The organism is Serratia sp. 1D1416 (assembly GCF_003641105.1).
Classification (GTDB): domain Bacteria; phylum Pseudomonadota; class Gammaproteobacteria; order Enterobacterales; family Enterobacteriaceae; genus Serratia; species Serratia ficaria.
In genome coordinates this window covers 3,448,868-3,472,674 of record NZ_CP032738.1, presented here as the reverse complement: position 1 = coordinate 3,472,674, position 23,807 = coordinate 3,448,868, and the positions used below count along the sequence as shown (strand labels likewise).

The following is a 23,807-nucleotide window of genomic DNA, read 5'->3' as shown; positions in this document are numbered from 1 at the left end:
AACAACAATATGATTAGCCAAACTGATGGCTCGCGACAGAAAAGTGAACGGGGATTACGAATTCACGAACAACTAAAAATTCATTAAGGGATGATTATATGAAGTTAAGAAAAAAACGTCATAAACCGATGCACATTAATGACATCACCATCATCGACGACAGCAAGCTGAAGAAGGCGATCACCGCGGCCGCATTGGGCAACGCGATGGAGTGGTTCGACTTCGGCGTTTACGGCTTCGTAGCCTACGCCCTTGGGCAAGTCTTCTTTCCCGGCGCCTCTCCCGGCGTCCAGATGATCGCCGCGCTGGCGACCTTCTCGGTGCCTTTCCTGGTACGTCCGCTAGGCGGCCTGTTCTTTGGCGCCATGGGTGACAAATTCGGTCGCCAAAAAGTCCTGTCCATCACCATCATCATCATGGCGGTGAGCACCTTCTGTATCGGCCTGATCCCGTCCTACGCCTCGATCGGCATCTGGGCGCCGATCCTGCTGCTGCTGGCCAAGCTGGCGCAGGGTTTCTCCGTCGGCGGCGAATACTCCGGCGCGGCTATCTTCGTGGCCGAATACTCGCCGGACCGCAAGCGCGGCTTTATGGGCAGCTGGCTTGATTTCGGCTCCATCGCCGGCTTCGTGCTGGGCGCAGGGGTGGTGGTACTGATCTCGAGCATCGTCGGCGAAGCCAACTTCCTCGACTGGGGCTGGCGTATTCCGTTCTTCATCGCCGCGCCGCTGGGCCTGATCGGTTTGTACCTGCGCCACGCGCTGGAAGAAACCCCGGCGTTCCAGCAGCACGTGGACAAGATGGAGAAAGACGATCGCAACGCCATCGAAAACCCGCCGAAGACCTCGTTCAAAGAGATCGCCTCCAAACACTGGAAAAGCCTGTTGGTATGCGTCGGCATCGTGATCTCCACCAACGTGACCTACTACATGTTGCTGACCTACATGCCGAGCTACCTGTCGCATAATCTGCACTATTCGGAAGATCACGGCGTACTGATCATCATCGCCATCATGATCGGCATGCTGTTCGTGCAGCCGGTGATCGGCCTGACCAGCGACCGCGTCGGCCGCAAGCCGTTCATCATCGGCGGCAGCATCGGCCTGATGGCGCTGGCGGTGCCCTGCTTCATTCTGATCAACAGCAACGTGATCGGCCTGATCTTCCTCGGCCTGCTGGTGCTGGCGGTGCTGCTGAACTGCTTCACCGGCGTGATGGCCTCCATCCTGCCGGCGATGTTCCCGACCCACATCCGCTACAGCGCCCTGGCGATTTCGTTCAACATCTCGGTGCTGGTCGCCGGCGCCACCCCAACGGCCGCCGCCTGGCTGGTGGAATCTACCGGCAACCTGTACATGCCGGCCTACTACCTGATGGTGGTCGCGGTGATCGGCCTGATTACCGGGCTGTACATGAAAGAAACCGCCAATAAACCGCTGCGCGGCGCCACGCCGGCCGCTTCGGACCGTGCCGAGGCCAAGGAGCTGCTGCAGGAAACCTACGACAACATCGAACAGAAGGTCGAGGATATCAACGCGCAGATCGCCGAGCTGGAAAAGAAAAAGCAGACGCTGATCGACCAGCATCCCAAGCTGGACTAAGGACGTCTGATGTCAAAAAGCCACCCGCGGGTGGCTTTTTCATTGGTGGCGCGGCGTGAATTATTTGAATTGAGACGGAATATTGCTTTGGCTCGCTTGCTGCGCATCAAATGCCTCTCTGGCGGCATCGATATCTGCAATATGATCATTTGCCCAGGTTCCAAGCGCGATAACAGGCTCCGTAAGCGAGCGTCCAAGCGGCGTCAATTCATATTCCACATGCGGCGGCATCACCGCATAAACCGTTCTTTTGATAAGCCCGTCCCGCTCAAGCCCACGGAGGCACAGCGTCAACATTCTTTGCGATATTCCATTGATAGCCCGCTTGATTTCCGTAAACCTGCGCGGGCCGCTGGCCAGAAGCATAATAATGAGGATGCTCCATTTTTCCCCGACGCGGGCCAATACCTGGCTGATCTTTTGACAGTCGGAATTTCGAAGATCATGGGGTTGGCCGGTTACATTCATGATACTGAGTTCTCTTAATGTGCCGTATTGCACGCGGTTAATGGGGTAGTTACATTGCTAGTCCAGGTTACAATTTTATACCAGAGGACCGAGCAAATGACACTTCTTCATATCGACGCCAGCATTCTGAACGAACAATCAGTGAGCCGCCAGCTCACGGCCGCCATCGTCAAGCGGTTGAGCGAAACCGCTTCTGACATCGAGATCGTCCGCAGCGACCTTGCCGCAGAACCGATCGGCCACCTCTCCACGCCTGAGTTCCTGGCCTTCCAGGGAATCGAGCCAGAGGACGCCGCCGCCAGGCAGGCAGTCAGCCGCAACGCCAAGCTATTGAACGACTTCCTCGCCGCCGACACCGTCGTCGTGGGCGCCCCCATGTACAACTTCTCGCTGCCCTCGCAGCTCAAGGCTTGGCTCGACCGGATCGCCGTGGCCGGCAAAACCTTCCGTTACAGCGCCAGCGGTGTTGAGGGACTGGCCGGCGGCAAGCGGGTCATAGTGGCGTCCACCCGCGGCGGACAGTACAGCGAAGGAGCCCCGGCGGCTTTCCTCGATCATCAGGAAACCTACCTGCGCGGCTTCTTCGGCTTTCTGGGCATCACCGACGTGACCTTCGTACGCGCCGAGGGGCTGGGTTTGGGCGACGACGCCCGCAAGGCGGCCATCGACGCGGCGGTGGCCGACGTCGAGAAACTTAGCGCCTGAGACGCAAAACGACCATTCGAGAAAGGCCGCCATGAGCGCTTCACTGGCGCCAGGCGTGCCGACACCCGACAGGAGAAAGCTTATGAACACCGTTTTTGCCCGTAACGCCGAGCCCCCAATGCGGCGCATCGCGCATCGCACGCGGGGCCAGGGCCACGGGCCTATCACCCGGCTGATGAGTCCTTCCGATCTGGGCCAGGTAGTCAAGCCCTTCGTGTTTCTCGACCTGTTCGATGCGGACCAGCACACCATGCAGGCGATGAGCGCGATGCCACTGCATCCGCACTCGGGCATCGCCACTGTGACCGTGCCGGTCGAAGGCGCTTTCCGCTACGCAGATCCCGCCAGCGGCACCTCCAGCACGCTGACCTACGGTGGCGTGGAATGGTCACATGCCGGGGGCGGCATGTGGCATGGCAAGGAATTGTCCGCCGCCGACGTACCGCGCATTCAGGGTTTTCAGCTTTGGCTGGCCTTGCCCGCGGAACTCGAGGGCAGCGAGTCGATAAGCTGCTACATCGAAGCCCAAAACATGCATCAGGACGGGCCGGCGCACGTCATCGTCGGCAAGCACCAGGGGGCGCAAAGCCCGGTGCCCGCACCGGCAGGCATCAACTACCTGCTGGTGACGCTGCCGGCCGGTGAACGCTGGTCTTACCGCCCGCCTTCCGGCCATACCGTCGGCTGGTTGGCAATGGCGAAGGGCAGCCTCGATGCCGGTGCCGGCGCTTCGGTCAGCGCGGGAGAAATGGTGGTGTTCGAGCCGGGCGAAATGCCCATTGAGCTTGAAGCAACCGGCAAGAAAGATGCCGTATTCGTCCTTGGTTCGGCCGTACCGCATCCCTACCCGCTGCATCTTGGCTCTTACTCGGTGCATACCTCCGCGCAGGCGCTGGAAGCCGGCGAGCGCCGCATCGCTGAACTGGGCAGGAAGTTGAAGGAAGCCGGAGATCGTCGTACGGCATCGGGGACGATCCCGGTATTCCGCTGAGCGCCATAGGCCACCGACGCCCCCATGGCCGCTATCCGGACCGTTTCGCTGCCGAGTCAGCGTTGAATAAAAAAACCGCCGTCCGGCGGTTTTTCTTATTCAACGGCGGCGGATCAGTTAACCTGGCACCAGTTGCGCTGTTTGACGATGCCGCCGTCCGGCGAAGTGTAGCCAATGCAGCCCAATATGCTGTCGAACAGCTTCTCATGGAACACCGGCGTCTTGGCCTGCTGCAGCGCCTTCAGCTGGTTGAACGCCGCCTGATGATCGGGCTGGCTGAGAAACTTGTCCGACGCCCAGACCATGATCGGAATGGTGCGCTGCTCTTTGGGCGCGTGGTCGCGCGGCGTGCCGTGGAAATGCAGGTTCTCGGAGATCGATTCACCGTGATCCGAAGCGTAAAACACGATGGCGTTGCGGCTGCGCAACTGGTTGAACACCTGCTCCAGGAAGGCGTCGGTGTACAACAGGCTGTTGTCATAGGAATTGATCATCTCCTCGGTGGAGCAGGCGTCGTCGATGCCCTGGCATTCCGGCTTATAGCGGGCGAAGGCGCGCGGGTAGCGTTCGGTATACATATAATGCGAGCCTTTGGTGTGCAGAATCACCAGGTGCTTGCCCTGCGGATGGCGGCCCAGAGAGTCCTGCAGCTCGTTAATCAGCGCCATGTCGTCGACGGGTTTGCCGGCGTTGCGTTTTTCCGCCTGAATGGTTTCCCGCAGCGCATAGTCATCTGCCTGAGTCTTGTTATAGAACCAGGCCTCGCTCTGCATCGAGAACAGCTCCGAAGAAAAGCCCTGCTTTTTCAGCACCGAGAAAACGTTCATTTCCTTCAGCGTGCGCTGCGGCGCCTCCGAGGCGCCGCCCTCGCGCACGAACATGCAGCGCAGGGAGAGCTTGGTCGAAGTATCGCAGGAGTAGCCCTGCAACACCGCCAGATTCGCCTCTTTGTCCAGGTTGGGCGTATTGTCGCGCCGGTAGCCGTAAACCCCCATATGGTCACGCCGCGCACTTTCGCCGATCACGAACACCACATAAAGGTCATCGACGTCCTTCGGCGGCTGATAGGTAAAATGCGCCGCCGGGTCGAACAGATTGCGGCTGTCCTCCGCCTGGGTGTAGGCGCTGTAGGTGAATAGGCCCAGCGCGGACAACCAGTTGGAAGGCGAATAGCTGCCGGCCACCACGCCGCCGTAGCTGGCCATCATCTGGTTATTCTCTTTGTCGTGCTGGTCCTGCACCTGCCCCATCAGCTTCAGCGGCAGCCAGCAGCACAGCCCGGCGGCCAGCATGATCCCGCTCTTTTTCAGCAGCGTACGGCGGTTGCCGGCGCGCAGCGAGGCCTCCGCCATCGGCGCCAGCCAGATCAACAGCAGCGGCAGCAGGCTGACCAACACCATCCACACCACGAAATGCCAGCCCACCGATTCTTTGGACAGGTCGACGTCGGTAGTCATCACCGCGGCCAGAATGCCGTAGCCGATATCGACATGGAACAGCACCATATAATAGCTGGCGGCCACCGAGCTCAGCACCAGCAACGTAGCCAGCATGCGGAACAGACGCCGCCCCAAATGGGAAATCAGCAGCATGATGAAGCACACCAGGCTGAAGGCGGCGAACGCTTCAATGCTGATGGACAACACATTGTCATAGCGCAGCTGCTGATAGCGACGATAGAAAATGGGGATATTGAGTAATACGCCAAGATAAAACGCAATGAAGAAGCAGACCTGCAACTGGGTCCAACGTCGGAATTTCTGCATTATTTGATACCGTTCCCGCCAAAAAAAGTAGCTTGTTAGCCGATTGCTGACACAGCTTGTTGAGAGCCATGCCCTCACCTGCTGTTTAATTAATGGATGTCAGACAGACAATATGGCCGGGCGTTGCCGAAAAGGAATGGTTTAGCGTTGTTATAGTGTAACAAGTCATGTGCAACGCGGCGGCGGCGCTGCAGGAACGCCGCCGCCGCGAGGTTGCCGTTAGGACGATACCGGGCTTTCTGCGTTGACGGCAGGCTCCGCCGCCTGCGCCGCCTGATGCTCTTCGCGGTATTTCAGCCGGTCCCAAGCGCGGAAGAACGGATAGTAGATTGCCATCGAGATCAGCAAGTTAACCACCTGAATCACCGTGCCGGAAATATGGCCGCCGGTCGCCAGATAGCCGCTGATGAAAATGGGCGTGGTGAACGGCAGCGCAATCCCTACCGGCGGCGTCACCAGCCCGGTGGCCATCGCGCTGTAGGTGACGATCACCAGCACCACCGGCGTTAAAATAAACGGCAGGAAGAAATACGGGTTCATCACCAGCGGAATGCCGAACACCATCGGCTCGCTGATATTGAACAGGCAGCCCGGCGCGGCGATTTTGCCCAGCTGCTTCATTTGCGCGCTGCGGCTGCGGATCAGCATAAAGATCACCAGCCCCAGCAAGGCGCCGGTGCCGCCGGGCGCGATCCATAAATCATAAAACTGTTGGGTAATGATGTGCGGGATCGGCTGGTTATTCTGGAACGCCACCAGGTTTTCCGACATGTTGGCCAGCCACACCGGCTGGATAAACACCAGCACGATGGCGTCGCCGTGCAGCCCCAGCGTCCACAGCAGCCCGATCAGGATCACCGAGAAAATCATCCCCGGCAGGGTGCCGCCGACGTGATGCATCGGGATGCCGATCAGCGTGGCGATCATGGTGTTGATGTCGCCAAACGGCGTCGCCTCGACGATCAGGCGCAGTATCAGGATCACCGCCAGCACGCAAAAACCGGGGATCAGCGCCAGGAACGATTTGGCCACCGCCGGCGGCACCCCTTCGGGCATGTTGATCACCAGATTGCGGTTGTGGACGAAACGGTAGATCTCCGTCGACAGCAGCGCCACCACGATCGCCACGAACAGCCCCTGGCTGCCGATAAAGTTCATCGGCAGCACCCCTTTGACAATCTGTTCCGCCGCGCCCTTCACCGGGGCGAACAGCGTATGCTGCGGAATGGTCATGATAAACGCCACCAGCGACACCGCGCCGGTGCTGAGCGGATCCATGCCGCGGTACTTCTCCGCCAGCCGGTAGGCGATGCCGAAACTGGAAATGATCGCCATGATGTCGTAGGTCGCCTTGACCGGGTACAGCAGCTTGTCGCGCCAGGCCGCGCCGAACACCTCGCTCATCAGCCCGGCGTAGCTGGGGATCGGCAGGTAGGCGAAAATCAAAAAGAACGAACCGATCAACATGAACGGCATATTCAAAATAATGCCGTCGCGCACCGACAGAATATGTTTTTGCCCGGCAATCTTCAGCGCCGTCGGCAATACGTAACGTTCCAGAATGCTATTGAGTCCCGCCATCGTTCCCCCCGTCCGGCCGCGCCGGCTATCATCATGTGCGATTGTTATTATGGCGCCGCAGCTCAGTTGAACTGCGGCAAGTAATCCCGATTCAGGCTCAACACCTCGTCCAGCAACGGCTCGGCGATGCCGGCGCCGCCGATCAGCGGGTTCACCACCAGCGCCAACAGCGCGCTTTGCCGATCGCCGTGCACCGCCGCCTCGATGGTCAGCCGCTCGAAGTCTTTCACCTGCTGCGTCAGGCCGTTCATCGCCAGCGGCAATCGCCCGAAGCTCAGCGGATGCGCCCCCTGCGCGTCGATCACGCAGTTGGTTTCGATCACCGCATCATCCGGCAACCCCTGAATGGCGCCGTTGTTGCGGGTGTTGACCACCATAACTTTACCGCTGTTGTTGTGAATGGCGCGGAGCAGCTCCACCGCCACCTCGGAATAAAAGGCGCCGCCGCGCAAGCTCAGCTGCTCCGGCTTTTTATCCAGCGCCGGATCGGCATAAAGTTCGAACAGCTCCGCCTCCACCTTCATCACCTGTTCGGCGCGGGTGCCCTGCGCGGCGGCGGCTTCCAGCTCCTCTTCCAGCATGTCGGCGGTCTGATAGAAATAGCGGTGATAAGGGCAAGGAATGGCGCCCAGCGCCTGCAGGAACGCCGGCGGCCAGGGCAAATCCTTGATGTTGTTCATCGACAGCGTTTCGCCGCTGCTCAGCATCTCCAGCACCGCGGCGGTCACGTCGACGCCGTTTTGCGTCACCTGATGGACCCACACCATATGGTTCAGCCCGGCGAAGCGCAGGTCCACCCGATCGAAGGGCGCCTTCAGCATATTGGCTATCATATGGTGCATGGTGATCGGCACGTTGCACAGGCCGATAATCTTCGCCTTGCTGTAACGGGATACCGCCTCGGTGACAATGCCCGCCGGGTTGGTGAAGTTGATGATCCAGGCGTCCGGCGCCACCGCCTCCACCACCCGCGCCACCTCCAGCATCACCGGAATGGTGCGCAGCGCCTTGGCGAACCCGCCAACGCCGGTGGTCTCCTGCCCCAGCCGCCGGTATTTCAGCCCCAGCCGTTCATCGGCGGCGCGCGCCGCCAGCTGCCCGACCCGCAGCTGCGTCAATACGAACTGCGCGCCGCGGATCGCCGGCTCCAGCGAAAAATGCACCGACACTTTCACCTGATCCAGCCCGCTGCGTTTCAGCATTCTTTCGGTCAGTTCGGCGATGGTCGTCACCTTCTCCCGACCGGCCTCAACGTCCACCAGCGCCAGCTCGCTCAGAGGCACCTCCCGGTAGTGGGCGATCAGCCCTTCGACCAGTTCCGGCGTATAGCTGCTGCCGCCGCCGATTACCGCTATCTTAGTCATGGTTCGCTCCCGATGTTGAACGGCGATAAAGTTCGATCATGTCGGTGGCCAGGTCCTGAATCAGCATGGCGTTCATCAAATGATCCTGCGCATGCACCACGATCAGGCTGAGCGGTATTTTTCCCGCGCCCTGGTCGATGCCAATCAGCGCGGTCTGCATGCCGTGCGCTCTGCCTATCGCCGCCCGCGCTTCGGCCAACGACGCCTCTGCGGCGTTAAAGTCGCCGCCGCGCGCCTGCTGCAGGCCCGCAAGCAATGCGCTGCGCGCGCTGCCGGCCTGCACCAACAGCTCCATAACGCTGGTTTCCAAATCCATTCGCTCCTCCCCGCCGGCTTATTCAAGGCAAAACGATGCCGCGGCGAATTAATCAAATAACCCGCCAGCCGAACGATAAATTGTATTATTCGGCGGGAAGTCCGCCGATGACGGTTTAAGCCAGCAGGCCCAGCGCCTTATCCAGCACCTTGTCTCCGCGCAGGGTGCCGTAATCCAGCATATCGATCACCTCCACGGTCTTGCCCAGGGGTGCGGCCAACGCCGACAGCCGCGCATGTTCGTATTTCACCTGCGGCCCCAGCAGTACGATATCCGCTTCCCCGACCACGCGTTCAAAATCCGCCACCGGCACCGCTTCAATCTCGATCTCCAGCGCGCGCTTTTGCGCTTCGGTTTTCATTTTTTGCACCAGCATGCTGGTAGACATGCCTGCGGCGCAGCATAAGACGATTCGTTGCATGTTTTATTCTCCCTGTGGTGAGCCACGTCGGCTGCACAAACATAAAACAACCCTGCAACACGCTTGTAAATACCTTGATTCCATACGATTTAATTATGATTTTCACTTAAATCATATAAAACAATCGGTTAAAGAAAACGTTTCGTGAAAATTTTTTTCAACACTGTGATCCATGATCGGATTATCTTTATGCCGGTGGCTACGGTTAACTATTTATCCTTTAAAAACATAGAAATACTTTGGATCCGAAAAAGATTGCGAGAAGGTCGCGGTTTTTGGCTCCGGCTGATTGAAAATTATTTTCATTAATTTATTCTGTCGGTTATGACTTTATGCCGCACGAAAAACAGGCTAGTTTGGCTAAGATCGCCGGTTGGCGTAACCAAGGGACACCGCTGTCATGGATCTCGTTTACCACATCCAGTTTCGACAAAATCCGTTCAGCCGGCAGGAAGCGAAAGTAGCCCGCACGCTGCTGGATAACCCGGGTTTTGCCGCCACCGCCACCATCGAACAGCTGGCGGCGCGCGCCGGCGTCAGCACCGAGATCGTCGGCCACTTCGCCAAATCGCTCGGTTGCCAGGATCTCAACGATTTTATCGGCCTGATGCGCGCCCAGCCGGCGGCGCAGGCGGCCGACGGCACCGCCGTGCCCCAGCCGGTACTGGGCGGCATGGACGTCGCCTTCGCCACCGCCGCCGACATCGGCAAGCTGCCGGGCGTCAGCCCGGATACCCTCAGCCGCTTCGCACGATCCATCGGCTGTGAAGACATCGCCGACATCGTCTACCAAATTCGCGCCCGGCAAAATCAGCTGAGCCAACAGGAAGCCAAGGTGGCGCAAACCATCCTGGACGATATCGCCTTCGCCTCCTCCGCCACGATCGAACAGCTGGCGGCCCAGGCCGCCGTCAGCCCGGCCACCATCACCCGCTTCGCCAAAACCCTGGGCTGCGACGACATCCGCGATTTGCGCATGAAGCTGGCGCAGGCCAGCGTGGCGGGGTCCCGTTATCTGAACGGCGCGCCGCCCGCCGACGACAGCGGGCCGCGCCTGTGGCGGCAGCGGCTCGGCGATGTGGAAAGCACCCTGCATCAGCAGATGCAATCGCTGGATCACGCCGCGCTGATCGCTGTCTGCCAGCGCCTGAGCCAGTCGAAAAGCGTCCATATTTTTGGCGTCGGCAGCATGACGCTGTATGTCAACGACCTGCAGCAGCGCCTGGTGGGCATGGGCTGCCCGGCCTTCGCCTGCCTGGATCCGGCGTTGATGCGCATGACCGCCTCCACCCTCGGCGCGCTGCAAAGCGTGATCTTGCTGTCGGGCGGCGGCGAAAACGGCGACCTGCTCAATGCCGCCCGGCTGACCGCCGCTACCGGCGCCTACAGCGTCGCCCTTGCGCCCGCCGGCAGCACGCTGGCCGGATTGACGGACAGCCTGTTGCCGATCGGCACCGGCAGCGCGGCGCGCTATGGGCTGATGCTGACCCTCGATCTGCTGCTGGCGCAGCTGTTGCCGGAGAGCCTGAACGCGCAGGCGGCGGATTGATCGCCGGCGCGGCGCTCTGTGGCGCAGAGTCATCTACACTTACTGGCAGCGCAGCCAGATGCCGTGCATAAGGATGATAAAATGACCGACTACGTATTCTGCAATCAGATTTTAACCCGGCTCGCCGCCAACCACCCCGGCACGCTGGACGCCAAAACCTACGAGTATTGGAAGCAGGACGCCACCAGTCCCCACGCCTTCGCCGACCCCTTCGCCTATCAGCAGGCCAAGGGACTGATACAGGCCTACGTGATGAGCGACATCGACGAAAATAATTACGATATCGACCCGCACCAGACCAAAATAACCGCCGCCGGGCTCGATTTCATTCGCGACGGCGGCTTTAAATAACCTTATCGCCCCTCGAATTTCAGGCATAAAAAACTGCACCTTACTCAGTTGGGTGTCCAACTTTTGGGGTGCAGTTCAGAAAGGCGGTTTTTTATTCGCTGGCCGCTGTTTTCAGCCAACCGGGAAGGGGCGGTAAAAGATCCGCAACACTTCAGTATCGCCCGGGCGCACAAATCCGCCATCCGGCTGCCAGCGCAAATCGCGCGCCAGGTTAAGATTCTCCCAACCGACCGCGCCGCCAACGCCGATACAGGCATTCTTGTTACCGGCCGCGAATCCCGCTCCGGTGCCGATCATCGCATGCAGAAGCCGCGGTGCGGCGGCATCCCGCATCGAGAAAAAACCAATGAAACACCCCTGCGGCGCACGCAGCATATCAGCCATGGTGCTTATTTCCGTGTCGTCCGGGCTCACGAAATGCTTATATTGCTTATCGAACACCTTATACCACAGCTGATTATATTTGGCCTGACTGATGGCCCCGGATTTATGGGCGCAGAGCACTACCGCATCCCAACAGATCTCTCCGCTCAGCGACATGAATTCTGCCGAGCCGAACTGCGACTGGTCCGCATAATGTCGCGCATATTCGGCCGCATTCAAATGTGGGGGCACGGTCTGCCTGGCGGCGCCGCCGGTGTTGCGCTTGAAATTAAACCATTGCATGGGGGTTCCTCTCCCTTGTAATTGATGATAACCCCTGCGGGATCATTGTATCAGACGGGCCATCAGGTCCAGGGCGTCGTCAGCGGCCGCAACCGCGCTCTCGGTCACTCCCGGGCGCTCCACCGCCACTTCGATGGCGTCCATCACCGCAGGCGCGCTGGTTTCCCCGCCCAGCTTCACCACCTCCAGGACCGCTCTGCCGATGACCAGGCAAATCTCTTCGTCAAACTCAATGGGTTTATTCGGATGCATAGCCACCTCAGTCAATTTTTTACCGATAAATACTAGACCAGAATGCGCTATTTCGCCTGGGATCGGTTGACGGCTGTCACAACAAGGATGAAAAAATGGCTCTGGAATCAAACAAATCGCGGAACGGCGTAAAATAGCACCGGAGGAGTGGAACGAAATTGCGGGCACAAAAAAACCGCCTCTCGGCGGTCACGACATTACTGCTTATTGCTTTGATTATTCGGTATTTTTATTCCCTGGTACCCGGGGCGGGACTTGAACCCGCACAGCCATAAGCCGAGGGATTTTAAATCCCTTGTGTCTACCGATTTCACCACCCGGGCTCGGGAAAATTGGAGGCGCGTTCCGGAGTCGAACCGGACTAGACGGATTTGCAATCCGCTACATAACCGCTTTGTTAACGCGCCTTAATTCTGTTTGCCTTTTCAGGCTAAAGCCGGAAAACACCAGCTTCATTAAATTTGGAGCGGGAAACGAGACTCGAACTCGCGACCCCGACCTTGGCAAGGTCGTGCTCTACCAACTGAGCTATTCCCGCGTTAATCAGAACTTACTGATTTTTTTGCTATCTTTCGGCGATTCGTCGCTGCCGTCTGATGCGATGCATTCTACTTACCTGACGTAATGAGTCAATAAAATTGTTGGCTCATTACGTTCGTTTGCCGATTTTTGCAGCGCTTTGATCAGGGTTCAAGCAGATCGTTTCGCGCAGCGTTCAAATATTGGAACATCGACCAGAAAGTCAGCACCGCCGCGATGTACAGCAGGCCAAACGACACGTACTCGACGGAGCGATCGGGGCGCCACAACAGCCCGACCAGCGACATCATCTGCGCCATGGTCTTCACTTTGCCGATCCACGATACCGCCACGCTGCTGCGCTTGCCGATCTCCGCCATCCACTCGCGCAGCGACGAGATGATAATTTCGCGGGCGATCATGGTCGCCGCCGGCAGCGTGATCCACCAGCTGTGGTAGTGCTCGGCCACCAGCACCAGCGCCACGGCAACCATCACCTTGTCCGCAACCGGGTCGAGGAACGCCCCAAAGCGGGTGGTTTGCTTCCAGCGACGGGCTAAAAAGCCGTCAAACCAGTCGGTTACAGCAGCAAACACAAAGATGATGGCGCAAACCATCGGAGCCCAGGTGAACGGCAGATAAAATGCCAGCACAAAGAATGGGATCAGAACTACGCGAAACAGGGTAAGCCACGTCGGTATATTCAATTGCATAATGCTACGGTAACTATCTGGCTGGAGTGGGAATTAAGAGTATGTTGCTACATTGCCCTCAGTGTTTCAATGCATTGTAGATCTTTTCTGCCAATGCTTGTGAAATACCCGGCACTTTTGCAATTTCCTCAACGCTGGCGTTCAATAATGGTTGAAGTCCACCCATATACTTCAACAGCACCTGTCGCCGTTTTGGTCCAACGCCATCGATCAGCTCCAATGCGCTGGTATTTCTTACTTTTGCCCTTCTCTGGCGGTGCCCGGTGATCGCATGGTTGTGCGAATCATCGCGGATATGCTGGATCACGTGCAGCGCCGGCGAATCCGGCGGCAGCGAAATCCCCTCGCCTTCCGGCACGAAGAACAGCGTCTCGAGCCCGGCCTTGCGATCGGCGCCTTTCGCGATGCCGATCAGCAGCGGCTTGTTTTTATCCCAGCTGACGTTCAGCGCGTTGAACACCTCGATCGCCATGCCTAGCTGCCCTTTGCCGCCGTCGATAAAAATCACGTCCGGAATTTTTTTCTCTTCCAGTGCCTTACCATAGCGGCGTTTCAACACCTGCGCCATCGCTGCGTAATCATCGCCCGGGGTAATGCCGGTAATGTTGTAGCGCCGATACTCTGAACGCAGCGGCCCGTTGCCGTCGAACACCACGCAGGAAGCGACCGTTTGCTCGCCCATCGTATGGCTGATGTCGAAACATTCCATGCGGTTGATCTCGGAAAGGTTCAATACCTTGGCCAACTCCGCCAGCCGTTGATGAATGGTCGACTGCTGCGAAAGCTTGGTGGTCAGCGCGGTCGCCGCGTTGGTGCGCGCCAGCTTCAGGTAGCGGGCGCGGTCGCCGCGCGGCTTGCTCTGAATTTGAATCTTGCGCCCCGCCAGCTCGGAGAGCGACTCCGCCAGCAGGTCTTTTTCCGGCAGATTGAAATCCAACAGGATCTCCGCCGGCAGCGTGCGCGCCTGGCTGCCCTGCAGGTAGAATTGGCCGACGAAGGTCTGCACCACCTCGCCCATATCCGTGCCGCCCGGCACCTTCGGGAAGTAGCTGCGGCTGCCCAGCACCTTGCCCTGACGGATGAACAGTACGTGCAAGCAGGCCATGCCGGCCTCAAACGCCACGCCGATCACGTCCAGATCGTCGCTGTTGCCGGAAACAAACTGCCGTTCGGTCACCCGCCGTACCGCCTGGATCTGATCGCGAATGCGCGCCGCCTCTTCGAAATTCAGCAGCTTGCTGGCGTTTTCCATTCGCTCGATCAGCTGATGCAGCACCTGCTGATCTTTGCCGGACAGGAACAGGCGCACGTAGTCCACCTGTTGCCGGTACTCCTCTTCGCTCACCAGCCCGGCTACGCAGGGCCCCAGGCAGCGGCCAATCTGATATTGCAGACACGGGCGCGAGCGATTGCGGTATACGCTGTTCTCGCACTGGCGGATCGGGAACAGTTTCTGCAGCAGCGCCAGCGTCTCGCGCACGGCATAGGAATTGGGGAAAGGACCGAAATACTCGCCCTTGGCGTGTTTGGCGCCGCGGTGTACCGCCAGCCGCGGATGGCTATCCGCACTGAGGAAGATCAGCGGATAAGATTTATCGTCACGTAAAAGAACATTATATCGCGGCTGGTACAACTTAATGTAGTTATGTTCCAGCAACAGCGCTTCTGTTTCGGTATGCGTAACAGTTACGTCTATTTGCGCAATATTTTTGACCAACGTCTCGGTTTTGCGGCTGCCGACCTGCTGGCGGAAGTAGCTGGCGAGACGTTTTTTCAGGTCTTTGGCTTTACCGACGTAGATAACCGTGCCAGTGGCGTCATACATACGGTAGACGCCGGGCTGGCTGGTTACGGTGCTGAGAAAAGCTTTGGCATCAAAACGGTCACTCACTGCTTAACAACGTCTCCGCATTGAACAATCCGTGTCGGATAGCCAGATGGGTCAGCTCAACATCGCCGCTGATATTCAGCTTGCTGAACATCCGGTAGCGATAACTGTTCACCGTTTTCGGGCTGAGACTCAGCTGCTCCGAGATCTCATTAACCTTTTTGCCCTTGGTGATCATCAACATGATCTGCAACTCCCGCTCGGACAGGCAGCTGAACGGCGTTTCGGTCTGCGGCTCCAGCTGGCTCAACGCCATCTGCTGGGCGATATCAGACGCGATGTAACGCTGCCCGGCATGCACCGAACGCAAAGCGTTGATCACTTCTTGCGGCGCGGCCCCTTTGCTCAGGTAACCGGCGGCGCCCGCCTGCATCACTTTGGCAGGCAGTGGATTTTCTGTGTGTATAGTCAACATGATGACCTTGACATCCGGCGCGTAACGCACAATTTTGCGCGTGGCTTCCAGCCCGCCAATGCCCGGCATATTCATATCCATCAAAACGATGTCAACGGCGTTGCCACGGCACCATTTTACGGCGTCTTCACCGCACTGAGCCTCTCCGACAACTTTTATACCTTTGATATCTTCAAGAATGCGTCGTATCCCTGCGCGCACCAGTTCGTGGTCATCAACAAGAAGAACGCTAATCAAGGAAAAATCTCCAAAAAAAGGGAGTAACGCAATCAGCCTCTGTTTTCGCCAGAGATATTACTTGTTTTTCAGCCAAGAATGAATACAGATTAATACATATTCCCGATTAACTTTGCGGAGCAGAGCTGATTTTTCAATTTTAGCCGTCTATGCCGCCGATAAACCGTCCCTATAGCGAGAATCAGACGATAAAAATAACCGCGCCCCGCGACCGACAACATATGATACTGCAGCAATCGCGCAACGGAGGGAAAATCAGTGTAAGCAAGCGCAACAGGAATAATATTAGCATGCGCGCCCGGCTTTTGTAATCCTTTGAAATTCAACAATACCGCGAGGGTCCCTGCCAACAGACCGGTATAGTGCCGCACCAAAAAACAATTATTCAGCGAAAACTCCGGAAAAAGCGGAGAAAATGCCGCTATGCCAATTAAAATAACCGGGGATGTTTAACAATGCCGCCTCGGGTAAATACTTATTACCGCGATCAAAATAACTCGGCCATTATTGCGCCCGCCATACCGGCCCCTTCCCACCGGCATGGCGGGCAGTGCGCTCGGTACAGATGAGCGCCGCATGCTATGCTATACTCCGCGCCCAGTTAAATGCGCCTCCGCGCGTCCGGCCGTTCTGCCGCGCCGCGGAGGCGCACCGAAATGCATTGTGCTTCAGGCTTCGGCCTCAAAAATCAGGAGAGAAAATGAGCAACGTTGACTTCACTACGTCTGCAAACCCGGAAATCTTGGCGACCGAAGTCGCCTGCCTTAAAGCCACGCTGACGCTGATCCTTAAATCGATCGGCCAGGCTGACGCCGGGAAAGTCATTATCAACATGGAACGCTTTATCGCTCAGCTCGAGGACCCGACCCAGGCTGAAATCTTCAAAAACAGCATCCAGCAGATTAAACACGCCTACCGTCAATAATCCGCCGCAGTGCAGGTCTGCTCGCCCCGCAGACCTGCTTTTTCTGCCGGCCTCTCGCCAAGGATTGATCTTGCCCGCGCTTTCGGGCAGTGTATTTTCTTTTACTTCAGAGGGGCTTATGGGCATCCTTTTCAAAGCGCTGATCGGCGCTCTGGTGGTGGTGTTAATCGGTGTGCTGGCCAAAACCCGCAATTATTACATCGCCGGCCTGGTGCCGTTATTCCCCACTTTTGCGCTAATCGCCCATTATATCGTCGGCAACGAACGCTCGATCGCCGCGCTGAAAACCACGCTGATTTTTGGCATGTGGGCGGTTTTACCCTACCTGGTGTATTTGATATCGCTGTATTTTTTGCTCAACAGCCTGCGCTTGTCACTGGCGTTGGCCGCGGCGGTACTGTGCTGGATTGCGGCGGCATGGCTGCTGATCACGCTGTGGGGATGGTGGCAAGGGCGCTGAATGCCCCTTGCCGAGCATATCAAGGCTGGCTGGCCTGCAGGACGAACCCGCGCTGCATATCGCCAGCTACGCGGAAGTAACGGCTCTCCCCGGCGCGCAGCGTCATCGGCAATGCGCCGCGGGTGTCGCGCCAGATGCACAGGCTGTTTTCGATCATATCCTGTCCGATGCTCACCTCGTTATTGCCCACCGGTACCCGGAACGTCGCTTTTTCCTTGGCGGCCAAAGAGGCGGCGAACTCGCCGTTAATATAAACGCCGGTACGGCAGCTGCCCGCCAGCATGCCGCTATCACGCACCACCACAATGCTGGCGTAGGGGGTTTGCGGCGTGTTCTGGTACAGCAACAAACGGCTGGGCGGCGGCGACTCGGCCTGCTGAGGCGGAACGGCCTGTGTGGCGCACCCCGTCAACAAAGCAGAAGTAAGAAATAACGCGGCGTAATGCTTCATCCTGAGCTCCTGAGGAAAACCAACGTTTATAGTAGCAATAGAATACCCCGCGCCTGTAGCACTCATCCGCCAGAGAGAGAAAAATAGGATAACTTCCCACTCTCGGCCGGGCTGCCCGGCATGAGGATAAGAAGATTCTGTGTTTAGCGCCTTGAAATAAATAGTATTTTTATGTTTACCTCATAGTTTTACCATGCCGTTTTTGATGTCAGCCTCAAAGAGATTGACGACATAGTTAAATCCATCTCGCGTCACGTACACCCGCGAATATCCGGTATCCAACAGCGCCGTGACCATATATCCCGCACTGATCATCTCTGTAGACGGGGCATTCATCGGCGTCAGAAATCCACGCCCGCGGCACCATTGATAAAAACGGGTACGCCCATACCCCAGGGCGACCCCTACCTCGGAAAGCGGCTTCATTTGATCATAATCGTCTGATAGTGAAGATAAAGCGTCACTACCTTCAGGTGTTTTCTTTTTCCCCTGCAAAATAAAACTCCCTTTATCATTTTGGCATCATCATGACCGCTATCGTTCTGCGCTGAATCTAAAAAAACCGCTATTAAAATGCAAACTCATTACCTCAATACGATATGCAATTATCGAGAAATAAAAAATAAAATTTTGCCCGATTAAAATAGAAAAATGGAGAAATGACGCATAAATCCAGATAAAAATATTGCCGATAGGTAAATATCCTAATTATGAATTTCACTTTTCAGCTAAAAAAAACTCAGCGACAGACGCCATAGCCGCGCATGCCCAGATGAAAATGATTGGCGTGCGCGGCGTTATATTCCGGCCCCAGGGCACTGCCGAAAAACCCGCATCCTTCCTGAAACAATGTCCGCAAATAGCGACCTGACGCGTCCGACGACGCCCAGTCGTTCAACACCCGAAGCCGACGACCGTTGGCCAGACGAAAGCCGGCGATGTCCAGCGCCTCCGCCGTGGCATGCTCGCTGCGCCGGCCTACCGGCCGGTGATACACATTGCGGCAGGCATAACTGCCGAGATAGTCAATGCGCGCCAACCCAACGCCAAACTGCTGCTGCGCCTGCGGCGCGGCGACCTGCGCCACCCACATGGCGCTGCTCAGCGCCAGCGGGCAACTGGCCAGGAAACTTGAGCTGAGGCGCACCGCGCCGAAATTTCTCACCCGCACCGGCGCAACCAGCGGGCATTCGCCGCGGCTGTCGCCCGGCAGGCTGAAGGCGATCATCCCGGCTTCGCGCGCCTGGTTTATGATTCGCATGCAGGCCGCGGGATCTCCGGCCAGCAGTCTGAGCTTAATGCGGGTTATCAAGGTAGGCGGATCGTTCAGCTTTAACGCGGCAAAAGGCCGATAACCGGGCGGAAAATAACGGCTTAGCCAAAAAAACAGCGTCAACAGCGCCAGCAATACCGCGCCAGCTCGGATAATTCGCCCCATCTCCCCTCCTGACATGCTCGGCGAAACGCGCGGCCATGACCTCAATCGCAGTTAAACAAGAACTATTATCATTTCCAATTCACCCCTCAGTTTATTACACTCTTTCGGGCCATTGACTAGGAATATTCCTAGCAAGAGCCGTTTTATAATGGATAGAGGAATCGTTAGGGACACCATGAAGAACTGCCGTTTTTTGATCGTATTATCGATATTGACGCTGACCGCCTGCACGCAATGGGAAAGACCCGGCGCGGTGAACAGCACCCGCGATGCTGAATATGCCGAATGCCGAAGCCGGGGCTATGAGCGTTTTCCGCCCGATATGGTGAGAGACGTTGAGTTCGGCTATGAAGACGAATATGTGCGCTGTGAAAAAAATAAGAAAGACTGCCCGGCAGGTTATCGCTATGAAAAGCAACCGTCGTTTAAAACGGTGCAAAACGATCGCAACGCCGCCGCCCGAGACGCCACCATCGAGGCCTGCATGTATGGCAAAGGCTGGCGCGAGAAAACCTACTACTGGCCACAGTGGTAATGCAGCCCGAAGGCGGAGCCAGGCCCGGCTCCGCCTTCGGGCTTTCCGGCCCGCTATTGATCGTCGCCATGCGGCATGCCGGTTTTAGGCTTGCCTTTGTCCCCCTGCGGTTTTCTATACTTCGCCGAGGCCAGCGCCCGGCCAACCAGCCACAGCAGCAACGGTATCAACAGCAGGCATAGCCCCAGCGTAATCAGTGCGTTAGTCATCCATCAACCGCCTAAATCATCCAATCATTATCTCTGAGTGTAGCATTATTGGCCGTCGCGCTCTCCTCGCCCCAGGCTAACCAAGGTTTCAGTCCGCACCGGCGTTAACGGCGCCCTCGGCGTCGGCAGCGGCCAACCGAACAGCTGGCGCGTGGCGGCAGCGCAAATTTTACCCTGGCAAGCGCCCATGCCACAGCGGCTGGTCAGCTTCGCCGCCCCCCAGTCCGGTTGCCCGGCAACCTGCGATATCGCCACGTCTTCACAGCGACACAGCAGGGTTTCGGGCGTAGCCAGCGAGTTCAGCTGCGGATCGAGCCTGAAGGTTCGCGCCACCGCGCCGGCGAAACGCCGCCATTTATCGCGTTGCGCCATCAGCGCCTCGGCCCGTAGCTCTTCGCCGGCCGCGGCATAGCCGGCGATTGCGCCCTCGACCAGCGACAGCTCGCTGCCGCCAACGCCGGTGCATTCTCCGGCGGCATAGACCTGCGGCAGGCTGGTGCGCTGCCAACCATCGACAGCCACGGCGTCATCAACAATGCGGCATCCCAGCAGCATCGCCGGCTCGATATTGGCCACCAGCCCGAAACCGCAGGCCAGACGATCGCAAGCGATGGTCCTGACGCCGCTCCCCTGCCTGACGCGCACCGCTTCCAGCCGCCGTGAACCCAACGCTTCCAGCACGTGGCTGCCGCTGCGGTATCGGCGATTGAACAGCGAGCAAGCCTGCCGCAGCTTCGTCGGCCAGCGCCACAGGCCGGCGGCGAAGGCCGCCAGGCGCGCCGCGGATGCCTGCTCCGCCAGCAACACCACCTCGCCGCCGCCGCGCACCACGCTGTCCGTCACCGCCAGCAGCAAAGGGCCGCTGCCGGCAATCGCCACCCGTTCGCCCGCGATCGGTACCCCCTGCTTGATCTGCGCCTGCAGCCCGCCGGCGCCGGTCACGCCCGGCAGCGTCCACCCCGGAAAGGGCAACAGCAGCTCCCGCGCGCCGCAGCACAGCACCAGCCGCCGATAGCCGATGACGCCGCAGCCGGCGGCATCCTCATAGACCAATTGCCCTGGGCCGCGCTGCGCCACCAGCCGGCAACCGCGATGCAGCGTCACGTTGGGCAGTTCTTCAACGGCGCGCCGATACTCGCGCGCCAGCGCCGGCAGCCGCACCTGCGGGCCGTCGCGCCAAATTTGCCCGCCCGGGTGCGGATTATCATCCAGCAACCGCACCGCCTGGCCGCTTTCCGCCGCCGCGCGCGCCGCCGCCAGCCCCGCCGGCCCTGCGCCGATAATCAGCACCTCACAGTGAATTTCATTCATCGCCGATCCTCTCGATACGCATCTCGGGCTGACACAGGGTCTGGCACGCCAGGCGTCGCAGCCCGTTGATCGTCACCCGGCATTCCTGGCAAATGCCCATGCCGCAAAAGGGCGCGCGCGGTTTTTGGTTGACCGACAGCCGACAGCGGTCCTGGCCGCTGAGGTTAAGCGCCGCCGCCACGCTGATGCCCGCCGGCACGCGGCGGCGTTCACCGTCGATTGTCAGCGTCAATAGTTTGCGATTTTCGCTCATGCCGTCGCCTCCCCGGCGGTCAGCATGCGCGCCGCAAGATAGGGGGTATCATCAATCTCCGGCCGCCGTCGCCGGATCTGCGCCGCAATCAGGGCGGCGCTGCCCAGGGCGGTTGTCACTCCCAGCCCCTCATGCCCCAACGCCAACCACAGCCAGGGATGCCGCGGATGCGGCCCCAGCAGCGGCAGCCCATCGGCGGAAGCGGCGCGCAGGCCGGTCCAGCAACGGATAATGTTCATCTGCGCCAGAGAGGGTAAAAAATGTTGCGCGCGCGCCAGCATCGCCGCCAGCAGCGGCGGGTCCAGCGAGGCGTCGGGAGCGTCGAACTGCCGGGAGGAGCCGATCAGCAGCTGGCCGGTGGGCCGGGCCTGCACGTTAAAGGCCACCGAAGTGCCGTCGCTGGCGTGCGCGCTGGCGCCATAGCCCAATTCAACCAGCTGATGCCGAACCCGCGGCGGATAACGATCGGTGATCGCCAGGTGCCCCTTCTTGGCCTTCAGCAGCGGCCGCTCCAGCAAACTGTCCGCCCGCAGCCCGCAGGCCAGCACCACCACCGGCGCCGCCAGGCGTTCGCCATCGGCCAGCCGCACCGCCCCCTGCTCCAGCGCAACCGCTTCGCCGCCGGTCACGGTTAGCGCGGCGCCGCCGTCCGCCAGCAGCCAACGCGCCACGTTAGGCGCATACAGGATGCCGTCGCCCGCCACCCGCAACCCTCCGGCCAAACCGGCGCGCAGCATCGGTTCCCGTTCGGCAATCTGGCCGGCGCTCAGCATTTCCGCCGCCACGCCCTGTTCCTCCAGGCGCGCGCGTTTCAGTTCGGCAATGGCCATTTCGTCCGGCCGCTCCGCCAGCCACAGCGTGCCGCAGCCGCGCCAGGCGCAATGCGCCGGCATGCGCGCCACCACGTCGCGCCACAGCCGCAGCGAATAGGCGCTCAGCGCCAGCTCGGCGGGGTTGTCGTCCATGCAAACCAGGTGCCCCATGCCGGCGGCGGTCGCCCCGGCACGCCGATCGTCCACCACCCGCACGCGGTATCCTTCCTGCGCCAGCCGCCAGGCGCAGGCGGCGCCGATGATGCCGGCCCCCACCACAATCGCATCCGCCGATTGGCCGCCGGGCATCAGCGGATCCCCCAGACAAAGGGATCCCGCTCATCCAGCAGCAGCCGGCTGTCGGCGCACACATAGGCTTGCCCGCGGATAAAAGGCGTCACCCGGTCGCCGCTGCGGCGGTAGTGGGCGCTAAACTCGCTGCCGATCACGCTGGCCTGCCGCCAGATCTCGTCCGGTTGCAGCTTGCCGTCCGCCGCCAGGCAGGCCAGCTTGGCGCTGGTGCCGGTGCCGCACGGCGAGCGATCGTAAGCCTTGCCGGGACACAGCACGAAATTGCGGCTGTCGGCCCGCTCATCGTCGGCGAAAAGTTCGATATGGTCGATCGCGCCGCCGTCTTCGCCGCAAATCCCCGCCTGTTCCAGCGCCTGTCTGACCGCCCAGCAGAAGGCGGTCAGGGCGTCCAGATTTTGCGTAGTGATAGCCAACGGCGTCTCGCCAATCAGGAAAAACCAGTTGCCGCCCCAGGCGATATCGCCCACCACCGGGCCATAACCGCTGACCTGAACCTGAACCTGCCGGCGGTAACGGTATGCCGCCACGTTTTCCACCGTGACGCTGCCGTCGTCATGCAGCGTGGCGCTCACCGTGCCGACCGGGGTTTCAATCAGGTGCAGCCCGGCGCCGATGCGGCCCAGATACGCCAGCGAAGCCACCAGCCCGATGGTGCCGTGGCCGCACATGCCCAGATAGCCGGCGTTATTGAAGAAAATCACCCCGGCGGTGGCCTGCGGTGAACAAGGACGGCACAACAGCGCCCCCACCAGCACGTCGTTGCCGCGCGGCTCGAGGATCGCCGCGCTGCGCCAGCGGTCGTAATGCTGCGCAAACCGCGCTTTTCGCTCGGCCATGCTGCCGGCGCCGAGATCGGGAAACCCGTCAATAATCAGGCGGGTGGGTTCCCCGCCGGTATGGGAATCAATCGCCCGCAAGGCGGTCATCTGCGAAGGAAGAGCCATCGGAATCTCCTGAGTTAACGAAATGTTACCAATGGCGTTAGCCTGAACGAATACGCCCGCGGCGGCTTGATGCATTTCGGCGCGGTGAATGAAGAAATCAGCACAGTGCTCACCGCAGGATCCCCCGGGCGCATGCCCCAACGCCGTCGAGGGGCCATAAGAAGAGGTTATTTATCATGGCATTACTTATGTGCTACACCGGATAATTGCGTGATGTGCCGCCGTTTTCCGCAGGTTATCCCAGGGCCGTTCGGCAAAAGTATGCGGCAAACCGCATATTTGGCAGCGGCCGGGAAATAGCGCTTGATAAGTTACATAAAAGTTAATATTGATGCGAAAGCGCCAACCTGAACC

27 protein-coding genes and 3 tRNA genes are annotated in these 23,807 nt (G+C 59.1%); 8 read left to right on the top strand and 22 right to left on the bottom strand.

Annotated features, from left to right (window positions below):
- Positions 1-98 precede the first annotated feature (98 nt).
- Positions 99-1,601, top strand: coding sequence for a glycine betaine/L-proline transporter ProP (proP, locus tag D7I37_RS16750; protein WP_061798287.1), 1,503 nt, complete (start codon positions 99-101; stop codon positions 1,599-1,601).
- A gap of 60 nt (positions 1,602-1,661) precedes the next feature.
- Here the strand turns inward: proP and D7I37_RS16745 are convergent, their stop codons facing one another.
- On the bottom strand, positions 1,662-2,069 hold the full coding sequence (locus D7I37_RS16745; protein WP_061798286.1) for a helix-turn-helix domain-containing protein: 408 nt from the start codon (positions 2,067-2,069) through the stop codon (positions 1,662-1,664).
- A gap of 96 nt (positions 2,070-2,165) precedes the next feature.
- Between D7I37_RS16745 and D7I37_RS16740 the strand changes: the two genes are divergently transcribed.
- Both D7I37_RS16740 and D7I37_RS16735 read left to right on the top strand, forming a co-directional pair.
- On the top strand, positions 2,166-2,774 hold the full coding sequence (locus D7I37_RS16740) for an FMN-dependent NADH-azoreductase (RefSeq protein ID WP_061798378.1): 609 nt from the start codon (positions 2,166-2,168) through the stop codon (positions 2,772-2,774).
- Between the two features lie 82 nt (positions 2,775-2,856).
- Positions 2,857-3,765, top strand: a complete 909-nt coding sequence (locus D7I37_RS16735) for a pirin family protein (protein WP_061798284.1) — start codon at positions 2,857-2,859, stop codon at positions 3,763-3,765.
- A gap of 113 nt (positions 3,766-3,878) precedes the next feature.
- Here the strand turns inward: D7I37_RS16735 and eptB are convergent, their stop codons facing one another.
- The 5 genes from eptB to D7I37_RS16710 all read right to left on the bottom strand — a co-directional run bounded on the left by eptB (position 3,879) and on the right by D7I37_RS16710 (position 9,213).
- Complete coding sequence (gene eptB / locus D7I37_RS16730) at positions 3,879-5,531, bottom strand: kdo(2)-lipid A phosphoethanolamine 7''-transferase (RefSeq protein ID WP_061798283.1); 1,653 nt, start codon at positions 5,529-5,531, stop codon at positions 3,879-3,881.
- A gap of 219 nt (positions 5,532-5,750) precedes the next feature.
- A complete protein-coding gene (gene celB / locus D7I37_RS16725) occupies positions 5,751-7,112 on the bottom strand; it encodes a PTS cellobiose transporter subunit IIC (protein WP_061798376.1) in 1,362 nt (453 codons plus the stop codon).
- A gap of 62 nt (positions 7,113-7,174) precedes the next feature.
- Positions 7,175-8,476, bottom strand: coding sequence for a 6-phospho-beta-glucosidase (locus tag D7I37_RS16720; protein WP_095096941.1), 1,302 nt, complete (start codon positions 8,474-8,476; stop codon positions 7,175-7,177).
- A complete protein-coding gene (locus D7I37_RS16715) occupies positions 8,469-8,792 on the bottom strand; it encodes a PTS lactose/cellobiose transporter subunit IIA (RefSeq protein WP_061798280.1) in 324 nt (107 codons plus the stop codon). Before D7I37_RS16715 ends, D7I37_RS16720 begins: the two co-directional genes overlap by 8 nt.
- 115 nt (positions 8,793-8,907) lie before the next feature.
- Positions 8,908-9,213, bottom strand: a complete 306-nt coding sequence (locus D7I37_RS16710) for a PTS sugar transporter subunit IIB (RefSeq protein WP_061798279.1) — start codon at positions 9,211-9,213, stop codon at positions 8,908-8,910.
- 400 nt (positions 9,214-9,613) lie between these two features.
- Between D7I37_RS16710 and D7I37_RS16705 the strand changes: the two genes are divergently transcribed.
- Both D7I37_RS16705 and D7I37_RS16700 read left to right on the top strand, forming a co-directional pair.
- Positions 9,614-10,762, top strand: coding sequence for a MurR/RpiR family transcriptional regulator (locus tag D7I37_RS16705; protein ID WP_061798278.1), 1,149 nt, complete (start codon positions 9,614-9,616; stop codon positions 10,760-10,762).
- 81 nt (positions 10,763-10,843) lie between these two features.
- Positions 10,844-11,113 (top strand): hypothetical protein, encoded by a 270-nt coding sequence (locus tag D7I37_RS16700; protein ID WP_129544017.1) that lies wholly within the window; start codon positions 10,844-10,846, stop codon positions 11,111-11,113.
- Between the two features lie 111 nt (positions 11,114-11,224).
- Here D7I37_RS16700 and D7I37_RS16695 read toward each other — a convergent pair whose 3' ends face one another.
- From D7I37_RS16695 to uvrY, 8 genes are all read right to left on the bottom strand, one after another.
- Complete coding sequence (locus D7I37_RS16695) at positions 11,225-11,779, bottom strand: hypothetical protein (protein WP_061798276.1); 555 nt, start codon at positions 11,777-11,779, stop codon at positions 11,225-11,227.
- Between the two features lie 42 nt (positions 11,780-11,821).
- The gene (locus D7I37_RS16690) at positions 11,822-12,031 is read right to left on the bottom strand and encodes a DUF2767 family protein (protein ID WP_061798274.1); all 210 of its coding nucleotides are present in this window, start codon (positions 12,029-12,031) and stop codon (positions 11,822-11,824) included.
- Positions 12,032-12,268: 237 nt separating this feature from the next.
- Positions 12,269-12,354: transfer RNA gene (locus D7I37_RS16685), tRNA-Leu, on the bottom strand.
- A gap of 10 nt (positions 12,355-12,364) precedes the next feature.
- Positions 12,365-12,438, bottom strand: a tRNA-Cys gene (locus tag D7I37_RS16680).
- Positions 12,439-12,493: 55 nt separating this feature from the next.
- A tRNA-Gly gene (locus tag D7I37_RS16675) sits at positions 12,494-12,569 on the bottom strand.
- A gap of 145 nt (positions 12,570-12,714) precedes the next feature.
- Positions 12,715-13,263, bottom strand: a complete 549-nt coding sequence (gene pgsA / locus D7I37_RS16670) for a CDP-diacylglycerol--glycerol-3-phosphate 3-phosphatidyltransferase (protein ID WP_061798273.1) — start codon at positions 13,261-13,263, stop codon at positions 12,715-12,717.
- A 58-nt stretch (positions 13,264-13,321) separates the two neighbouring features.
- Positions 13,322-15,154 (bottom strand): excinuclease ABC subunit UvrC, encoded by a 1,833-nt coding sequence (gene uvrC, locus D7I37_RS16665; protein WP_061798272.1) that lies wholly within the window; start codon positions 15,152-15,154, stop codon positions 13,322-13,324.
- The gene (gene uvrY / locus D7I37_RS16660) at positions 15,147-15,803 is read right to left on the bottom strand and encodes a UvrY/SirA/GacA family response regulator transcription factor (protein WP_061798271.1); all 657 of its coding nucleotides are present in this window, start codon (positions 15,801-15,803) and stop codon (positions 15,147-15,149) included. Before uvrY ends, uvrC begins: the two co-directional genes overlap by 8 nt.
- A gap of 700 nt (positions 15,804-16,503) precedes the next feature.
- Here uvrY and D7I37_RS16655 point away from each other — a divergent pair.
- Positions 16,504-16,728 (top strand): DUF2594 family protein, encoded by a 225-nt coding sequence (locus D7I37_RS16655; protein WP_061798269.1) that lies wholly within the window; start codon positions 16,504-16,506, stop codon positions 16,726-16,728.
- A gap of 118 nt (positions 16,729-16,846) precedes the next feature.
- Complete coding sequence (locus tag D7I37_RS16650; RefSeq protein WP_095096932.1) at positions 16,847-17,188, top strand: GlpM family protein; 342 nt, start codon at positions 16,847-16,849, stop codon at positions 17,186-17,188.
- Between the two features lie 19 nt (positions 17,189-17,207).
- On the opposite strand, the gene D7I37_RS16645 is transcribed toward D7I37_RS16650, so the two are convergent.
- From D7I37_RS16645 to D7I37_RS16635, 3 genes are all read right to left on the bottom strand, one after another.
- On the bottom strand, positions 17,208-17,639 hold the full coding sequence (locus tag D7I37_RS16645) for a hypothetical protein (protein ID WP_061798267.1): 432 nt from the start codon (positions 17,637-17,639) through the stop codon (positions 17,208-17,210).
- Between the two features lie 180 nt (positions 17,640-17,819).
- Entirely contained in the window at positions 17,820-18,134 is a 315-nt protein-coding gene (locus tag D7I37_RS16640; protein WP_083950374.1) for a hypothetical protein, read from the bottom strand.
- Between the two features lie 244 nt (positions 18,135-18,378).
- Positions 18,379-19,077, bottom strand: coding sequence for an extensin family protein (locus tag D7I37_RS16635; protein ID WP_129544016.1), 699 nt, complete (start codon positions 19,075-19,077; stop codon positions 18,379-18,381).
- A gap of 175 nt (positions 19,078-19,252) precedes the next feature.
- Between D7I37_RS16635 and D7I37_RS16630 the strand changes: the two genes are divergently transcribed.
- Complete coding sequence (locus tag D7I37_RS16630; RefSeq protein WP_061798263.1) at positions 19,253-19,612, top strand: hypothetical protein; 360 nt, start codon at positions 19,253-19,255, stop codon at positions 19,610-19,612.
- Between the two features lie 53 nt (positions 19,613-19,665).
- Here D7I37_RS16630 and D7I37_RS27070 read toward each other — a convergent pair whose 3' ends face one another.
- The 5 genes from D7I37_RS27070 to D7I37_RS16610 are packed head-to-tail and all read right to left on the bottom strand — an operon-like array spanning position 19,666 to position 23,453.
- Positions 19,666-19,821 carry a hypothetical protein gene (locus tag D7I37_RS27070; protein WP_165283108.1) on the bottom strand — a complete coding sequence of 52 codons (156 nt, stop codon included), beginning with the start codon at positions 19,819-19,821 and terminating at the stop codon, positions 19,666-19,668.
- Between the two features lie 45 nt (positions 19,822-19,866).
- Positions 19,867-21,132, bottom strand: coding sequence for an FAD/NAD(P)-binding oxidoreductase (locus D7I37_RS16625; RefSeq protein WP_095096930.1), 1,266 nt, complete (start codon positions 21,130-21,132; stop codon positions 19,867-19,869).
- Positions 21,125-21,385 carry a (2Fe-2S)-binding protein gene (locus D7I37_RS16620; RefSeq protein ID WP_061798261.1) on the bottom strand — a complete coding sequence of 87 codons (261 nt, stop codon included), beginning with the start codon at positions 21,383-21,385 and terminating at the stop codon, positions 21,125-21,127. The genes D7I37_RS16625 and D7I37_RS16620 overlap by 8 nt, the downstream gene beginning before the upstream one ends.
- Positions 21,382-22,506 (bottom strand): FAD-binding oxidoreductase, encoded by a 1,125-nt coding sequence (locus D7I37_RS16615; RefSeq protein WP_061798260.1) that lies wholly within the window; start codon positions 22,504-22,506, stop codon positions 21,382-21,384. Before D7I37_RS16615 ends, D7I37_RS16620 begins: the two co-directional genes overlap by 4 nt.
- Positions 22,506-23,453, bottom strand: coding sequence for a 4-hydroxyproline epimerase (locus D7I37_RS16610; protein ID WP_095096924.1), 948 nt, complete (start codon positions 23,451-23,453; stop codon positions 22,506-22,508). Before D7I37_RS16610 ends, D7I37_RS16615 begins: the two co-directional genes overlap by 1 nt.
- Positions 23,454-23,807: the final 354 nt, after the last annotated feature.

Bases quoted from the DNA above. Each gene is read 5' to 3' on its own strand.
- proP (WP_061798287.1), top strand. From the start codon at position 99: ATGAAGTTAAGAAAAAAACGTCATAAACCGATGCACATTAATGACATC.
- D7I37_RS16745 (WP_061798286.1), bottom strand. From the start codon at position 2,069: ATGAATGTAACCGGCCAACCCCATGATCTTCGAAATTCCGACTGTCAA.
- D7I37_RS16740 (WP_061798378.1), top strand. From the start codon at position 2,166: ATGACACTTCTTCATATCGACGCCAGCATTCTGAACGAACAATCAGTG.
- D7I37_RS16735 (WP_061798284.1), top strand. From the start codon at position 2,857: ATGAACACCGTTTTTGCCCGTAACGCCGAGCCCCCAATGCGGCGCATC.
- eptB (WP_061798283.1), bottom strand. From the start codon at position 5,531: ATGCAGAAATTCCGACGTTGGACCCAGTTGCAGGTCTGCTTCTTCATT.
- celB (WP_061798376.1), bottom strand. From the start codon at position 7,112: ATGGCGGGACTCAATAGCATTCTGGAACGTTACGTATTGCCGACGGCG.
- D7I37_RS16720 (WP_095096941.1), bottom strand. From the start codon at position 8,476: ATGACTAAGATAGCGGTAATCGGCGGCGGCAGCAGCTATACGCCGGAA.
- D7I37_RS16715 (WP_061798280.1), bottom strand. From the start codon at position 8,792: ATGGATTTGGAAACCAGCGTTATGGAGCTGTTGGTGCAGGCCGGCAGC.
- D7I37_RS16710 (WP_061798279.1), bottom strand. From the start codon at position 9,213: ATGCAACGAATCGTCTTATGCTGCGCCGCAGGCATGTCTACCAGCATG.
- D7I37_RS16705 (WP_061798278.1), top strand. From the start codon at position 9,614: ATGGATCTCGTTTACCACATCCAGTTTCGACAAAATCCGTTCAGCCGG.
- D7I37_RS16700 (WP_129544017.1), top strand. From the start codon at position 10,844: ATGACCGACTACGTATTCTGCAATCAGATTTTAACCCGGCTCGCCGCC.
- D7I37_RS16695 (WP_061798276.1), bottom strand. From the start codon at position 11,779: ATGCAATGGTTTAATTTCAAGCGCAACACCGGCGGCGCCGCCAGGCAG.
- D7I37_RS16690 (WP_061798274.1), bottom strand. From the start codon at position 12,031: ATGCATCCGAATAAACCCATTGAGTTTGACGAAGAGATTTGCCTGGTC.
- pgsA (WP_061798273.1), bottom strand. From the start codon at position 13,263: ATGCAATTGAATATACCGACGTGGCTTACCCTGTTTCGCGTAGTTCTG.
- D7I37_RS16655 (WP_061798269.1), top strand. From the start codon at position 16,504: ATGAGCAACGTTGACTTCACTACGTCTGCAAACCCGGAAATCTTGGCG.
- D7I37_RS16650 (WP_095096932.1), top strand. From the start codon at position 16,847: ATGGGCATCCTTTTCAAAGCGCTGATCGGCGCTCTGGTGGTGGTGTTA.
- D7I37_RS16645 (WP_061798267.1), bottom strand. From the start codon at position 17,639: ATGAAGCATTACGCCGCGTTATTTCTTACTTCTGCTTTGTTGACGGGG.
- D7I37_RS16635 (WP_129544016.1), bottom strand. From the start codon at position 19,077: ATGGGGCGAATTATCCGAGCTGGCGCGGTATTGCTGGCGCTGTTGACG.
- D7I37_RS16630 (WP_061798263.1), top strand. From the start codon at position 19,253: ATGAAGAACTGCCGTTTTTTGATCGTATTATCGATATTGACGCTGACC.
- D7I37_RS27070 (WP_165283108.1), bottom strand. From the start codon at position 19,821: ATGACTAACGCACTGATTACGCTGGGGCTATGCCTGCTGTTGATACCG.
- D7I37_RS16625 (WP_095096930.1), bottom strand. From the start codon at position 21,132: ATGAATGAAATTCACTGTGAGGTGCTGATTATCGGCGCAGGGCCGGCG.
- D7I37_RS16620 (WP_061798261.1), bottom strand. From the start codon at position 21,385: ATGAGCGAAAATCGCAAACTATTGACGCTGACAATCGACGGTGAACGC.
- D7I37_RS16615 (WP_061798260.1), bottom strand. From the start codon at position 22,506: ATGCCCGGCGGCCAATCGGCGGATGCGATTGTGGTGGGGGCCGGCATC.
- D7I37_RS16610 (WP_095096924.1), bottom strand. From the start codon at position 23,453: ATGGCTCTTCCTTCGCAGATGACCGCCTTGCGGGCGATTGATTCCCAT.